15 protein-coding genes and 1 other annotated feature are annotated in these 14,707 nt (G+C 31.1%); of the genes, 13 read left to right on the forward strand and 2 right to left on the reverse strand.

The window, feature by feature from the left end:
* The 9 genes from rpmA to KVH43_RS11185 all read left to right on the forward strand — a co-directional run bounded on the left by rpmA (position 1) and on the right by KVH43_RS11185 (position 8,471).
* The gene (gene rpmA, locus KVH43_RS11145) at positions 1-300 is read left to right on the forward strand and encodes a 50S ribosomal protein L27 (protein WP_218282600.1); all 300 of its coding nucleotides are present in this window, start codon (positions 1-3) and stop codon (positions 298-300) included.
* Positions 301-404: 104 nt separating this feature from the next.
* Positions 405-1,682 carry a GTPase ObgE gene (gene obgE / locus KVH43_RS11150; protein ID WP_218282601.1) on the forward strand — a complete coding sequence of 426 codons (1,278 nt, stop codon included), beginning with the start codon at positions 405-407 and terminating at the stop codon, positions 1,680-1,682.
* Positions 1,683-1,701: 19 nt separating this feature from the next.
* Positions 1,702-2,010 (forward strand): ribosome assembly RNA-binding protein YhbY, encoded by a 309-nt coding sequence (gene yhbY, locus KVH43_RS11155; protein ID WP_218282602.1) that lies wholly within the window; start codon positions 1,702-1,704, stop codon positions 2,008-2,010.
* 140 nt (positions 2,011-2,150) lie between these two features.
* Positions 2,151-2,801 carry a nicotinate-nucleotide adenylyltransferase gene (gene nadD, locus KVH43_RS11160; RefSeq protein ID WP_218282603.1) on the forward strand — a complete coding sequence of 217 codons (651 nt, stop codon included), beginning with the start codon at positions 2,151-2,153 and terminating at the stop codon, positions 2,799-2,801.
* 3 nt (positions 2,802-2,804) lie between these two features.
* Positions 2,805-3,389: a bis(5'-nucleosyl)-tetraphosphatase (symmetrical) YqeK gene (gene yqeK, locus KVH43_RS11165; protein WP_218282604.1), complete on the forward strand. Its 585-nt coding sequence runs from the start codon at positions 2,805-2,807 to the stop codon at positions 3,387-3,389.
* 4 nt (positions 3,390-3,393) lie between these two features.
* Positions 3,394-4,632, forward strand: a complete 1,239-nt coding sequence (locus tag KVH43_RS11170; protein ID WP_218282605.1) for an LCP family protein — start codon at positions 3,394-3,396, stop codon at positions 4,630-4,632.
* A 42-nt stretch (positions 4,633-4,674) separates the two neighbouring features.
* A complete protein-coding gene (gene rsfS / locus KVH43_RS11175; protein WP_218282606.1) occupies positions 4,675-5,028 on the forward strand; it encodes a ribosome silencing factor in 354 nt (117 codons plus the stop codon).
* A 47-nt stretch (positions 5,029-5,075) separates the two neighbouring features.
* Positions 5,076-5,258 (forward strand) — a binding site (T-box leader).
* Between the two features lie 78 nt (positions 5,259-5,336).
* Positions 5,337-7,802: a leucine--tRNA ligase gene (gene leuS / locus KVH43_RS11180; RefSeq protein WP_218282607.1), complete on the forward strand. Its 2,466-nt coding sequence runs from the start codon at positions 5,337-5,339 to the stop codon at positions 7,800-7,802.
* 18 nt (positions 7,803-7,820) lie between these two features.
* On the forward strand, positions 7,821-8,471 hold the full coding sequence (locus tag KVH43_RS11185; RefSeq protein ID WP_218282608.1) for a helix-turn-helix transcriptional regulator: 651 nt from the start codon (positions 7,821-7,823) through the stop codon (positions 8,469-8,471).
* A gap of 49 nt (positions 8,472-8,520) precedes the next feature.
* Here KVH43_RS11185 and KVH43_RS11190 read toward each other — a convergent pair whose 3' ends face one another.
* A complete protein-coding gene (locus tag KVH43_RS11190; protein ID WP_218282609.1) occupies positions 8,521-9,591 on the reverse strand; it encodes a pyridoxal-phosphate-dependent aminotransferase family protein in 1,071 nt (356 codons plus the stop codon).
* A gap of 284 nt (positions 9,592-9,875) precedes the next feature.
* On the opposite strand from KVH43_RS11190, the gene sdaAB reads away from it, so the two are divergent.
* Together sdaAB and sdaAA are read left to right on the forward strand one after the other, a co-directional pair.
* A complete protein-coding gene (gene sdaAB, locus KVH43_RS11195; protein ID WP_218282610.1) occupies positions 9,876-10,547 on the forward strand; it encodes an L-serine ammonia-lyase, iron-sulfur-dependent subunit beta in 672 nt (223 codons plus the stop codon).
* A gap of 16 nt (positions 10,548-10,563) precedes the next feature.
* On the forward strand, positions 10,564-11,451 hold the full coding sequence (gene sdaAA, locus KVH43_RS11200; RefSeq protein WP_218282611.1) for an L-serine ammonia-lyase, iron-sulfur-dependent, subunit alpha: 888 nt from the start codon (positions 10,564-10,566) through the stop codon (positions 11,449-11,451).
* A 26-nt stretch (positions 11,452-11,477) separates the two neighbouring features.
* On the opposite strand, the gene KVH43_RS11205 is transcribed toward sdaAA, so the two are convergent.
* The gene (locus tag KVH43_RS11205; RefSeq protein WP_218282612.1) at positions 11,478-12,815 is read right to left on the reverse strand and encodes a D-alanyl-D-alanine carboxypeptidase family protein; all 1,338 of its coding nucleotides are present in this window, start codon (positions 12,813-12,815) and stop codon (positions 11,478-11,480) included.
* Positions 12,816-12,992: 177 nt separating this feature from the next.
* Between KVH43_RS11205 and KVH43_RS11210 the strand changes: the two genes are divergently transcribed.
* Both KVH43_RS11210 and selD read left to right on the forward strand, forming a co-directional pair.
* Entirely contained in the window at positions 12,993-13,604 is a 612-nt protein-coding gene (locus tag KVH43_RS11210) for a helix-hairpin-helix domain-containing protein (RefSeq protein WP_218282613.1), read from the forward strand.
* Between the two features lie 61 nt (positions 13,605-13,665).
* Positions 13,666-14,706 carry a selenide, water dikinase SelD gene (gene selD, locus KVH43_RS11215; protein ID WP_218282614.1) on the forward strand — a complete coding sequence of 347 codons (1,041 nt, stop codon included), beginning with the start codon at positions 13,666-13,668 and terminating at the stop codon, positions 14,704-14,706.
* The last annotated feature ends 1 nt before the right edge of the window (position 14,707 follow it).

Raw genomic sequence — 14,707 nt, forward strand, 5'->3', positions numbered from 1 at the left:
ATGTTATTCAATATAAACCTTCAATTATTCGCTAGTAAAAAAGGAGTAGGTAGCTCCAAGAACGGTAGAGATAGTGAAGCGAAAAGATTAGGAGTAAAGCGTGCAGATGGACAATTCGTTAGCTGTGGAAGCATTCTTGTACGTCAAAGAGGAACAAAAATCCATCCTGGTAATAACGTAGGAAAAGGTGGAGATGATACACTTTTTGCTAAGGTAGATGGAGTTGTAAAGTTCGAAAGAAAAGGAAAAAACAAAAAGCAAGTTAGTGTATATCCAAGAGAAGCAGTTGCAGCAAAATAGTTAAAAACCCATGCTATAGAGCATGGGTTTTATACTACATAAATAAATACAAATTTGTAAATAATAAAATAATTAAGAATGAATAGATCCAAAAGGGTGATACTATGTTCGTAGATAAAGCTAAAATATTTGTAAAAGGTGGAAAAGGTGGAGATGGATGTGTCTCCTTTCGTAGAGAAAAATATGTTCCTGCTGGAGGTCCAGATGGAGGAGATGGCGGAAAAGGTGGAAGCATCATCTTTGAAGTAGATGAAGGATTAAGAACGTTAATGGATTTTCGGTACAAGAAAAAGTATATTGCTGAAAATGGAGAAAATGGAAGAGGAAAAAAACAGTTTGGAAAAGATGGAAAAGATTTAATTTTGAAAGTTCCACCAGGAACTATTGTCAGAGATGAAAAAACTAATCTTATCATTGCTGATTTAACTACACATGGACAAAGGGAAATTATTGCAAAGGGTGGTAAAGGTGGAAAAGGAAATACTCATTTTACTACCTCTACACGACAGGCGCCGAATTTTGCTGAAAGTGGAAATCTCCCTGAAGAAAGATGGGTTATTTTGGAATTAAAGTTACTAGCAGATGTAGGATTGATAGGTTTTCCTAATGTTGGTAAATCTACTATATTAGCTACAGTTACTAGTGCAAAGCCTAAAATTGCAAATTATCATTTTACAACCATAAAACCAAATCTTGGAGTGGTTGAAATAGATAAAAAAAGCTTTGTATTGGCTGATATTCCGGGATTAATTGAAGGAGCTCATGAAGGTGTAGGTTTAGGACTAGAATTTTTAAGACATGTGGAGAGAACAAAGCTATTAGTGCATGTTGTTGACATTTCAGGCATGGAGGGAAGAGATCCTCTAGATGACTTTGATAAAATAAATAATGAATTAAAACAATATACAGAAAAGCTTTCAAAAAAACCTCAAGTTGTTGTGGCCAATAAGATGGATCTTATTTCGTCAGAGGAAGTGTTTAAATCTTTTGAGTCAGAAATGAATAAAAGAGGTTATGAGGTATTTCCTGTTTCAGCAGCTACTGGTAAAGGTTTAAAAGAATTGTTGCGTTATATTATTAAGAGGTTAGAAGAGATAGAAGAGGAGCCTTTAGTAGAAGAGGAAGAGACATACAAGTATTATACTGTAGAAAACAATAAGGAAGATGATATTATTGTTAGAAAAGAAAATGATTATTATATATTAGAAGGAAAACGTATTGAAAAATTATTTTATTCAACAAATTTTGAAGATATGGATTCGTTAAGATATTTTCAAAACTTCCTAATAAAGAAAGGCATTGTTGATAAATTAAAGGAATTAGGTATTGAAGATGGAGATACAGTAAAAATATTTGATTTTGAGTTTGAATTTTATCATTAGAATAGAAAGTAGGGTTTTCATGAAAAAAGTAGATACATTAACAGGTAAACAAAGAAGTTTTTTAAAGGGCTTAGCAAATGGTATGAAGCCAATTGCTCAAATTGGGAAAAGTGGCATTACAGAAAATTTTATAAAGCAAATAGATGATGCCCTTGAAGCAAGAGAATTAATAAAGGTGAATATCCTTGAAAATAGCCTTTTAGATACAAAGGAGACAGCAAATAAAGTAGCAAAAATGACAGAAGCTCATTTTATTCAAGCTATTGGGAATAAATTTGTTATTTACAGACAGTCTAAGAAAAATCCCAAAATAGAATTCCCTAGATAAAAATCGAGTATATACTCGATTTTTATCTGTTCTTATAGAATATAAAAACTTGTCATTGCCAAAATTTGATAATCATATATAATAGAGTTACGAAAGCTATATTCAATAATATTAGATGAGACATTTTGGAGGAGTATAATATGTCGACGACCAGGAACACAAATCAATCAAAGAAGGATTATAAAAGAATAGGCATTATGGGAGGGACTTTTGACCCAATACATTATGGACACTTAGTGATTGCAGAGCAAATACGATGTGAGTATAAGCTTGAAAAAGTAGTTTTTATACCTGCAGGAACACCACCACATAAGTCAAATTTATGTGTTACAGATAGTAAGCATAGATATTTTATGACTCTTTTAGCAACTATTACCAATCCATATTTTGAACTATCTAAAATTGAGATAGAGAATGAAGAGATTTCATATACTATTCATACAATTGAAAAGCTAAAAAAAATATATCGTAAAGATACAGAAATTTATTTTATTACAGGTGCAGATGCAATCTGTGAATTAGACACATGGAAAAATGTAAATAAACTTACACAGCTGTGCAAGTTTATTGCTGCTACAAGACCTGGTCTTGAAGCTTCTCAAGTGGATGCTAAAATTAGGGAATTAAAAGAAAAGTATGATGCGTTTATTGAAAAAATTGATTTACCAGCTTTAGCCATATCTTCAACAGATATAAGAAATAGGATTAGAGAAGGACAGTCTATAAAATATTTACTACCTGAGCCTGTAGAATATTATATATATAAAAACAACCTATACAAAGAGGTGTAAAAATTGCTACAAATTAATGAAATAAAGAAAATATTGAAAAGTAGATTAACAGAGAAAAGATATTTACATTCTTTAGGTGTACAAAAGACAGCTGAAAATTTGGCGAAAATATATAATGGTTCTATTACGAAAGCAAGTATAGCAGGTCTTGTTCATGACTGTGCAAAAAATCTGAGTGCGGAACAATTATTGAATTATGCTGAGCGGTTTGGTATACTAGTTGATGGTGTTACTAAATTTCAACCTGGATTACTTCATGGAGCTGTTGGTGCTGAAATTGCAAAAAGAGAATTTAATATTGAAGATGATGAAATTCTTAATGCCATTAAATTTCATACAACGGGAAAAGAAAACATGACGCTCCTTGATCAAATTATATATTTAGCAGATTATATTGAGCCAAATAGAAACTTTAATGGAGTAGAACTTTTACGGGAAGCAGCTTTACAAGATTTAAATAAAGCTACTTTAATGGCTTTTAATCATACTATAAAATATATAGTTTCTAAGGGAGAGTTATTGCATTTAAACACTATTTTTGCTAGAAATGATCTCCTATTACGAAGAGATGAATTACGTCAGGAGTGAGAATATGAAAAAATTCTTGAAAGTGTTAGTCATTGCATTTATTTGCTTTACTGTAGTTATGTGTACAGGGACTTATATTTTTATGAGTAGTATGACAGTTAAAGGACAGGGATATAGTGGAGAAAAAATAGTAAGTGAAGATGGTACGCCTGAAAAAGAAGAACGTGTAAATGTTTTAATAGTAGGTGTAGATGCAAAGGATATCGAAAGCAGTAAGCATGCTAGAACAGATACGATGATGCTTGCAACATTTGATCCAAACACAAAAAAAGTAGACATCATTTCTATTCCTAGAGATACAAGAGTTGTTATAAGAGGTCGTAGACAAAAAGAAAAAATTAATCATGCTCATGCATATGGTGGTATGGATCTAGCTATGAAGGCAGTAAAGGACTTTTTAGGTGTACCCGTTCACTATTATATTGAAGTAAATTATGCTGCTGTAGGGAAAATTGTAGACGATGTAGGTGGCGTAGAGGTTTATGTGCCACAGGATATGAAGTATTATGATCCAAAGGCTGATCCACCTCTAAAAATTAATTTAAAAAAAGGAAGACAAGTATTAGATAGTAATAAAGCAATGCAGTTTTTAAGATTTAGAAAGGGATATAAAAATCAAGATTTAGGTAGAATTAATGCCCAACATGATTTTTTAATGGCATTAGCGGATAAATTGTTATCTCCTAGAATCATTACAAAATTACCAAATCTATTGAGAACCTTTAAAGCTTATGTAGATACAAATATGCCTATTACAACGATGAGTTCTTATGCATTTAAAGCTAGGGATATAAAGATGGAAGATATTAATATGATAACAATACCTGGAGAACCAAAATTGATAAACGGATTATGGTATTATATTCCTGATATGAATGGAGTAAAAACAATTGTAGATCAAATTTTTAGGGGAAAGGATGCACAAGATCAAAATATAGATGCTCATGAGAATAAAGAGTATACGAAAGATAAAGTTACAGTAGAAGTTTTAAATGGATCAAATATAAATGGAATTGCTACAAAAACAGCTAATATGCTAAAAGAAAAGGGATATAAAGTTGTAAATATAGGTAATGTAGCAGGTATAAAATATGGACAAACTCATATCTATAATAGAAATAATAAAGATAGTGATGCAAAAAATATTGCAGAGCTATTAAATATTAAGGAAATAGAAAAGGGTATAAATACAGATACAAAAGCTGATATTACAATTATTATTGGAAATGATATGAAAAAATAAAACAGCAATTTCCTTGTAATATAAGATTTTAGGAGGTTATATATGATCGAAACATCAAAAAAAATTGCTTTTGAGATTGCAAAGAGTATAGACAATAAAAAAGGACAAGATATTGAGATATTAGATATTAGGAATATCTCAAGCTTTACAGATTATTTTGTAATAGCTCATGGAACATCAACCCGTCAGGTAAAGGCTATTGCTGATGAAATTGAAGATAAAATGAAAGAAAATGGAGTTATATTAGACCATAAAGAAGGTTATGCTAGTGGTAGATGGATTTTGTTAGATTATATAAATGTAGTAGTACATCTTTTCATTGAAGAAGAAAGAAGCTTTTATAATATAGAAAGAGTATGGAAAGATGCATTGCATGTAAATGTTGACAATCTGTAAAAAAGCCATTATAATAGTTATAAAATTCTAAGACCTATTACAAAAAATCAATATTCGTATAGAGGAGTAGTAAATAATATAGCTTTTTCAGAGAGTCGATGGATGGTGCGAATCGATAAAGTAAGTTATTGAACTTGCCTCAATTTAAATAGGTTGGTTACCTTTAGAAACCAATAAGTGGACATAATTGTCAATTAGGGTGGTACCGCGGGGAATTCCTCGTCCCTATATAGGGATAAGAATTTTCCAGGGTACTTTTTTATTTTCCAAGATTATTTTAAAAATTAAATACATAGGAGGATTTGTATATGCCAAAATATGATTTTAGTCAAATTGAAAAGAAATGGCAAGATTATTGGGAAAAAAATAAAATGTTTGAAACTGTTGAAAATGAAAAAGAAAAATATTATGTATTGGAGATGTTCCCATATCCATCAGGAAAACTTCATATGGGACATGTAAGAAACTATTCTATTGGAGATGTTATAGCGAGATTTAAGAAAATGAAAGGTTTTAATGTACTTCATCCAATGGGATGGGATTCTTTTGGACTACCTGCTGAGAATGCAGCCATAAAACATGGTATTCACCCTAATAAATGGACTTGGGAAAACATTGAAGAAATGAGAAGACAATTAAAGGAGTTAGGGATTAGTTATGATTGGAATAGAGAAGTAGCTACTTGTCATCCAGATTATTATAAATGGACACAATGGATTTTCTTGCAATTTTATAAAAAAGGACTTGTTTATAAGAAAAAATACCCTGTAAACTGGTGTCCTTCTTGTGAAACCGTATTGGCTAATGAACAGGTAGTAGGTGGACATTGTGAACGTTGTGATAGCTTAGTAGGAAAAAAAGATCTAGAACAATGGTATTTTAAAATTACAGATTATGCTGAAAAATTATTAGAAGATATAGAAAAGCTGAAAGGCTGGCCTGAAAAAGTAAAAACTATGCAGAAAAATTGGATAGGAAAAAGTGTGGGAGCAGAAGTTGAGTTCAAAATAGATGATTCGGATAAAATATTAAATGTGTTTACAACTAGACCAGATACAATTTATGGTGTTACTTATATGGTACTAGCTCCTGAACATCCATATGTAACAGAGCTTACAAAAGGTACTGAATACGAAAAAAGCGTTAAAGAGTTTGTAGAAAAGCTTCAATACCTTTCAGAAATAGAAAGAACAGCAACAAATGTAGAAAAAGAAGGTATGTTTATAGGAAAATATGCTGTAAATCCTTTAACAGGAAAGAATATCCCTATCTATATTGCAAACTATGTTTTAATGGATTATGGTACAGGAGCTATTATGGCTGTTCCTGCTCATGATGAGAGAGATTTTGAGTTTGCTAAAAAATATGATCTTGAAATTGTTCCTGTTATTAAACCAAAAGATGATAGTGTAGATGTTTACAACCTAGATAAGGCTTATACTAATGAAGGGGTTATGGTTAACTCAGGAAAATTTGATGGAATGGATAGTAAAGAAGCTTTGGTACAAATATCTGATTATCTTGAAAAAGAAGGATTAGGTAAAAAAACTATAAACTTTAGATTAAGAGATTGGTTAATCTCAAGACAAAGATATTGGGGAACACCAATACCAATTGTTAATTGTAAAGATTGTGGATCTGTTCCAGTTGATGAGAAAGATTTACCAGTGATGTTACCAACAGATGTAGTTTTTTCTGGAAAGGGTGAATCACCTTTAACGACTAGCAAGGAATTCATTCATACAAAGTGTCCAAAATGTGGTAAAGATGCTACAAGAGAAACGGATACAATGGATACATTTGTAGATTCTTCATGGTATTTTTTGAGATATACAGATCCTTCAAATAGTGAAGCTGTATTTGGATACGATAAAGCAAAATACTGGATGGATGTAGATCAATATATTGGTGGGGTAGAGCATGCGATTTTACATCTTCTTTACGCTAGATTTTTTACAAAGGTATTAAATGATTTAGGATATTCACCTGTTTCAGAGCCTTTTAAAAATCTTCTTACTCAAGGAATGGTTCTAAAAGATGGAGCTAAGATGTCAAAATCGAAAGGAAATGTTGTCAGCCCTAAAGAAATAATAGAAAAATATGGAGCAGATACAGCAAGATTATTTATTCTTTTTGCAGCACCGCCTGATAGGGATCTTGAATGGAGTGATACAGGGGTAGAAGGATGCTTTAGATTCTTAAACAGAGTATGGAGAGTAATAGATGAATTAAAAGATAGCTTAATTGATGCAAAAGAAGATAATGTTTACTCAAAAGAAGATAAGAAATTTAGATATATGATTCATATAACTATAAAAAGAGTAACAGAAGATGTTGAGGAGCGTTTTAACTTTAATACAGCTATTAGTGCTATTATGGAACTTGTAAATGAAATTTATAAATATAAAGAATTAGGAGAAAAATGTAATAAGAGTTTATTAAGAGAAGCTTTAGAGACAGTAATCATTCTTTTAGCTCCTTTTGCACCACATATAACTGAAGAATTATGGCATAGTATGGGATATGATTCAAGTGTGCATGCTCATGAATGGCCAAGCTATGATAAAGATGCAATAGTAAAAGATGAAGTTGAAATCGTAATACAGATCAATGGAAAAGTAAAAGAAAAAATAGAGGTTTCAACAGCGCTAACTAAAGAAGAATTAGAGAAAGAAGCTTTAGCAAATGATAAAATTACATCTCTGATAGAAGGAAAGCAAATCATTAAGGTAATTGTGGTACCTAAAAAATTAGTGAATATTGTTATTCGATAAGATAAGGGGGAAAGCTCTGTGGAAAAATCCATACATCCAATATTAAATGCCATAGTACCTCTTATTGAAGGCATAGCACAAACATTCGGAAAAAATTGCGAAATAGTATTGCATAATTTCTGTGATGGAAAAAGTTCTATTATTGCGATAGAGAATGGTCATGTGACAGGAAGAAGTGTAGGAAGTCCTATGACGGAAGCTGGATTGAAAGCTGTACAAAAAGGAAATGTACAGGATAATATTATTAATTATACAGCAAAGACAACTGATGGGAGAGTATTAAAATCTAGTACTATGCCTATAAAAGATGAAAGTGGAAGAGTCATTGGTCTATTATGTATTAATTTTGATATGTCTACATTGATTGTTGCACAAAACGCTATTAATGAAATTATGCAGGTTCAGGATTCTAATGAAGTGAAAAATAATCATTATGCTGCAAATAATGTAAATGATGTATTAACAAATATTGTGACGAATACAATTAATGCATTAGGTAAACCTGTAGCTTATATGAACAAGGATGAGAAAGTACATATTGTAAAAAGGTTGGATGATCAAGGAGCTTTCTTAATAAAGGGTGCAATAGATTATGTAGCAAAAGTTTTATGTGTATCAAGATATACAATCTATAATTACCTTGATGAAATCAGAGTATATGATCAATAAATATTGATGAATAAAAAATCGTGACTAGTTCAGGTCACGATTTTTTATTCTATAGATTTAAAATATTATTAATTGTTTCAAGTAAGGCTTTTATTTCATCTAAGGTAGTTTCTGCCATATGGGCGATTCTAAATGTTTGTTCTTTTAATATTCCATATCCATTAGATATTATATAGCCATGTTCTTTTAGCTTTATATTTAATTCAGCAACAGATATATTTTTTGAATTTTTAATAGTTGTTAATGTGTTTGAAGCATATTTTTCATCAGCAAATAATGAAAAATTCTCTTTTGCCCAAGCACGAACATATTTTGCCATATTTTCATGACGAATAAATCTATTTTCTAAGCCTTCTTCTAAAATTTTATCTAACTGGTAATCAAGAGCAAACATATGAGATAAGGACGGCGTTGAAGGATATTGATGGTCTTTCTTTTTTATATATTCATACATTTTAAGCAAATCAAAATAATATCCTCTATTTTTTACTTTTTTAGCAGCCTCTATGGCTTTTTCAGAAATAGAACATATAGCCATTCCAGGAGGTAGCCCTAAACATTTTTGGGTAGAAGCAATACATATATCAACATTTAAGCGATCTACTTCAATTTTTGTTCCTCCTAAAGAACTAACTGTATCTAAACAAAAAATAACTTCAGGATATTTTTTTACTACTTCTGCAATTTCTTCTATTGGATTCATCACACCAGTGGATGTTTCGTTATGAGTAATTGTGATTAAATCATATTTTCCAGTAGATAAAGTTCTGTCTACCATTTCAGGTGTAGTAGGGCTACCCCATTCAGATGAAAATTTATCTGCAGGTACACCATTATATAAAGCCATATCAAACCATCGATCACCAAAAGCTCCTATCGAAAATACAGCTGCTCGTTTTTTAGTACAAGAACGGACTGCACCTTCCATAAGTCCACTACCAGAAGAGGTAGATAGCATGATTTGATTTTTTGTATACATTACCTTCATCATTTTTTGAGAAATACTTCTTTGTAGGTCAGAAGCTTCTTTTGTACGATGACCAATCATAGAGGTGGACATTTTTTTGAGAACGTCTTCTGAAACATCAACAGGACCAGGAATAAATAATTTCTTTTTCATGATATAACTCCTCCTCTTGTATATATGCTACTAGTTCTATTTATTATATATTTTTTCCAATTACAAATCAAATTTTTTATATTTAAGAATCTAATATAAATTTTTGTTCAAAATTTTTTCACAGAAAATTTGACAAACTTTTCACAGAAAATTCTTTAAAATGTATGTAGACAGTTAGTATGACAAAAACATATAATAAGGGAGTAAATACTTTGTTTAAAAATTATAAGTATATAACAACATGTGAAAAATAGGATTAAATATGATTACAAAGGAGGAAAAGTATGAAAAATTATAGCGCCTTTGATGTGATAGGCCCTAGAATGATAGGACCATCTAGTTCTCATACAGCAGGAGCAGCTAGACTAGGAAAAGTTGCAAGAAGAATATGTGGAGAAGAAGTTAAGAAGGTTATTTTTACATTACATGGTTCATTTGCAAAAACATATCGGGGGCATGGAACGGATAAGGCATTAGTTGCTGGAATTTTAGGAATGGAACCAGAGGATAAACATTTAAGAAAATCAATGGAAATTGCTAAAAAGAAAGGCTTGGATTATCAGTTCGTAGAAGAAGATCTAGGAGATGTACACCCTAATACAGTAAAAATTAGTATGATAGATAAGAAAGGAAATCAATCAGAAATTGTAGGATCATCTATTGGCGGAGGAAATATAAAGATTATAAAGATCAATGGCTTAGATGTTGAATTTACAGGGGAGTATTCAACTTTAATTGTTAGACAGATTGATGTTCCAGGTGTTATTGCAAAGGTTACAAAAATAGTAAGTCAGGTTGAAATTAATATTGCATTTATGAGGGTTTTTAGACAAAATAAGGGAAAAGATGCATTTATGATAATAGAGACGGATGATCCCATTCCAAAAGGAATTATTGAAAAGATAAGATCGATTGGAGAAGAAATTATACATGTATATATAGTAGATGTTTTGTAAAAAGAGGAGGGTGCAAATGAGTAAAAATTTTATCAGTGGAGTAGATTTGTTAGAAAAATGCAGAATTTATCGAAAAAAGATATGGGAAATAATGTTGGAAAGGGAAATAGAGAATACAGGAAAAAGCAAGGCTGAGATTTTTAATGATATGAAAAAAAATTTAATCGTTATGAAAGCTGCAGTGAAAGATGGTTTATATGAAGATATAAAATCTGTTAGTGGATTAGTAGGAGGAGATGCAAAAAGACTTAGAAAAAGATATGAAAAGGAAAGAACTGTATCAGGAAAGAGAATGAACAAAGCTGTAGCAAGTGCGATGGCTGTACTGGAAGTAAATGCATCGATGGGTCAGATTGTAGCAGCACCGACAGCTGGATCTAGTGGGATCATTCCTGGAGCTTTAATAACTGTAGGTGAAGATTTTAACTTTAATGATGATGATTTGGTTAAAGCTTTATTCACAGCGGCAGCAATTGGGTATATTATTACAAGAAATGCAACGGTTTCAGGGGCAGAAGGCGGTTGTCAAGCAGAAACAGGTGCAGCAGCAGCAATGGCAGCAAGTGCTATAGTTGAATTGTTAGGAGGAAGCCCAGAACAAGCTTTACATGCAGCGTCTATGACTATAAAGAATATATTAGGATTGGTATGTGATCCTATAGCTGGTCTTGTGGAATCGCCATGTGTAAAAAGAAATGCTATAGGAACTGCAAATGCATTTATATCGGCAGATATGGCTTTAGCAGGAATAAAAAGCATTATCCCTTTTGACGAGGTTGTAGAAGCTATGTATAAGGTTGGAAGAAGTTTACCTTGTGAATTACGAGAAACTGCTCAAGGAGGGTTAGCAAAAACACCGACAGGAATAAAAATTGAAGAAGAAATTTTTAATAAAAAACAATGATGCTACCACATCATTGTTTTTTAAAACTATTTATCATATTTATGTTTTTTTAATGACATATAGTCGGAAGAATATTTTTTTAGCTTATTTTTTCTAAGAAGACGTTTCTTTCTTTTTTGTAATCGAATCATTGTTACAATAGTTCTCCATACGAGGAAAAGTAGTACAAATGTAAGGATAAAATAAAAAATAGTTTTTTTCCATGAATCAAAGTAAAAAATAGAAGTCAATCCTTCTCTTGGAGCTATTGCTTTTGCTGCAACTAGATTTACCTCACCTAATTTTTTTGGACCGAAAGTGAAGGCTACTTTTCCTAAAACTTGTCCTTTTTTGATAGGTGCTTTTACGTCTTTATTGAATGTTATACTTTTGTTTATAGTAGGTAAATTTTGATCTTTTGGAATGGCTTTATATAGTTTATTTTGAGTAATTAAATCTAATTGTTGTACTACTCCATTTCTAATAGAGATAGATTTTATTCTTTCTTTTTCATTTATTAATTTTACAAATTTAAAATTTTCAAAGCCATAATCTATAAGTGTTCTTGAATCTACCCAAAGGTTTTTTCCTTCAGCTTTTAGTACAACACTAATGATCCTGTGTCCATCTTTTTTAGCCAATGCAACTAAGCATTGTTTAGCTACACTTGTGTAGCCAGTTTTTATCCCTTCTACAATATCATATTTTATAGGAATCCATTTTCCTTTGTATAATATTTTACTGCTAGACCATAAAAATTTATTTTTGTTTTTAAAGTAACGAGTTTCAACTTGTTTGTTAGTAGGAGGAATTTTATATCGAATGGTTTTAACTATTTCTCGAAATTTTGGTATTGTCATAGCATATTTTGCAATCATTGCTAAATCATATGCTGTAGTAAGGTGCTGGTCATCTGATAATCCATTAGGATTAACAAAATGAGTGTTTTTTGCTCCTAATTCTTTTGCTTTTTTATTCATGAGCTTAGCAAATTCTTCAACACTTCCAGATACATGCTTTGCTAGAGCAACAGCAGCATCATTTGCTGAGTCAATTAAAAGAGCATAAAGAAGCTGTTCAACAGTAAATTCTTCGCCTTCCATCACATATATTCTAGTGCCTTCAGTAAAGGGAGTATCTTTATCTATAATAATTTTATCTTTTAAGTTTGCATTTTCTAATGTTAGAATTGCTGTCATAATTTTTGTTGTACTGGCAGGATACATTTGTGTATGAGCATTTTTCTCATATAATATATCACCAGTATCAGCATCGATTAAAATAGCACTTGGAGCTGTAATATTTGGAGGTGATGAAATGGCAAAGGTTGTTGTAGTATTTATTATTGTAAAAAGGATAGTAAAAAATAAAATCAATTTTTTCATAAGTCACCTCTAAAAATGTTTAGTATTGAGTAAAATTACTTTATTAGTATAACAGAAAAATAAAAAAAATTTAAGGAAAATAAAAAGAGAAAAATTATTAGTAATTATGAATAATATTTAATGACAATGACAATGACAAATATAGCAATAAGCATAAATAAATTGTGTGGTGATAAAATGCTTAAGCTAACAAAACGTGAAATGGTTATTTTGGGAATATTTATTTTCATGAGTATATTATTTGCATCAGATAAGTTATATATCAATAAATCAGAAGATATTGTTGTTGAACATAAAAGTAATAAAATGGAAGAAACAGAAGGAAATAAGGAAAATGAGAATGAAAAAGAAGAAAAATTGATTATGGTAGATATATGCGGAGAGGTCAAACGTTCTGGAATTGTAAAGTTAAAAGAAGGAGCTAGGCTAGTAGAAGCAGTTAATATAGCTGGAGGACTTTTAGATACAGCAGATAGAAAACAAGTAAATATGGCAAAGGTATTATTAGATGGAGAACAAATAGTGATTCCAAAGATTGGTCAAGACCAATGGAATGATGAGAATCCAAAAACTTATAAAATTCATAAAAATTCAAATCAAGTTAACATAAATACAGCATCAGAAAGTGAATTACAATCTTTAAATGGAGTTGGAAAAGTCCTAGCAGAAAGAATTATTGAGTATAGAGAGAAAAAAGGTAGATTTAAACATATTTCTGACATTAAGAAAGTGCCAGGTGTAGGAGATAAAAAATATGAAATGCTTAAGGAACAAATACGAGTAAATTGATACTTTATAAAAAATATGGTAGAATCTATCCTAAGATATGAAATAATAGAGGTGATAATGAATGGCTGTGAATAAACGATTGACTGAAATGAGTAGGGCCTCTGGATGAGCAGCAAAAATTGGTCCTGAGACCTTGGCACAAGTTTTGTGTCATTTACCAAAAACACATGATGAAAATTTATTAGTAGGTTTAGAAACTTCTGATGATGCAGCAGTATATAAATTAAATGATGATACAGCTATTATACAGACTTTGGATTTTTTTACGCCAGTAGTAGATGATCCTTATATGTTTGGACAGATTGCAGCTGCTAATTCATTAAGTGATGTATATGCTATGGGTGGAGAGCCGATTCTTGCAATGAATATAGTATGTTTTCCTACTTGTTTACCTATAAACACGTTAACTGAGATTTTAAAAGGAGGAGCAGATAAGGTCAAAGAAGCTGGTGCGTTATTAGTAGGGGGACATAGCGTAGATGATAATGAACCTAAATATGGATTGTCAGTTACTGGGATTGTATCTCCTGATAGTGTGATGAGCAATAATTTATCTAAGCCTGGAGATCTATTGGTTTTAACAAAGCCTTTGGGAACTGGAATTTTAAATACAGCAATAAAAGCAGGAATGCTTAAAGATGACTTAATAGAAAAGGTTATGAATGTTATGGCTAGTTTAAATAATTTTGCAGCTAAAGGGATGAAAAAGATTGGAGTAAATGCTTGCACAGATATTACAGGATTTGGTTTTTTGGGACATGCATATGAAATGGCAAAAGCTAGTAATGTTACATTAGTAATAAATTCTAAGGATATACCTATTATTGAGGGTGCTATAGAAAACGCAAGTATGGGTCTTGTTCCTGGAGGTACATATAGTAATGAAGCATATTTAAAGGGACAATTATATTTTGAAAAAGAAGTTCCAACCTTTATGCGTGATATTTTGTATGATCCTCAAACATCAGGCGGATTATTTATATCTGTAGCAAAAGAAAAAGTAAAAGAGTTGCTTGATTTTTATGAAGAAGCTTTACCTACAGATTTTGCTGTAGTAGGAGAAGTGGTTGAAAAGGAAGATTTTTATATAAAGGTAAGATAAA

Origin of the sequence: Crassaminicella indica (assembly GCF_019203185.1) — a bacterium.
Classification (GTDB): domain Bacteria; phylum Bacillota; class Clostridia; order Peptostreptococcales; family Thermotaleaceae; genus Crassaminicella; species Crassaminicella indica.

Bases quoted from the DNA above. Each gene is read 5' to 3' on its own strand.
- sdaAA (WP_218282611.1), top strand. From the start codon at position 10,564: ATGAGTAAAAATTTTATCAGTGGAGTAGATTTGTTAGAAAAATGCAGA.
- rsfS (WP_218282606.1), top strand. From the start codon at position 4,675: ATGATCGAAACATCAAAAAAAATTGCTTTTGAGATTGCAAAGAGTATA.
- obgE (WP_218282601.1), top strand. From the start codon at position 405: ATGTTCGTAGATAAAGCTAAAATATTTGTAAAAGGTGGAAAAGGTGGA.
- yhbY (WP_218282602.1), top strand. From the start codon at position 1,702: ATGAAAAAAGTAGATACATTAACAGGTAAACAAAGAAGTTTTTTAAAG.
- KVH43_RS11190 (WP_218282609.1), bottom strand. From the start codon at position 9,591: ATGAAAAAGAAATTATTTATTCCTGGTCCTGTTGATGTTTCAGAAGAC.
- nadD (WP_218282603.1), top strand. From the start codon at position 2,151: ATGTCGACGACCAGGAACACAAATCAATCAAAGAAGGATTATAAAAGA.
- rpmA (WP_218282600.1), top strand. From the start codon at position 1: ATGTTATTCAATATAAACCTTCAATTATTCGCTAGTAAAAAAGGAGTA.
- KVH43_RS11210 (WP_218282613.1), top strand. From the start codon at position 12,993: ATGCTTAAGCTAACAAAACGTGAAATGGTTATTTTGGGAATATTTATT.
- KVH43_RS11170 (WP_218282605.1), top strand. From the start codon at position 3,394: ATGAAAAAATTCTTGAAAGTGTTAGTCATTGCATTTATTTGCTTTACT.
- sdaAB (WP_218282610.1), top strand. From the start codon at position 9,876: ATGAAAAATTATAGCGCCTTTGATGTGATAGGCCCTAGAATGATAGGA.
- leuS (WP_218282607.1), top strand. From the start codon at position 5,337: ATGCCAAAATATGATTTTAGTCAAATTGAAAAGAAATGGCAAGATTAT.
- KVH43_RS11205 (WP_218282612.1), bottom strand. From the start codon at position 12,815: ATGAAAAAATTGATTTTATTTTTTACTATCCTTTTTACAATAATAAAT.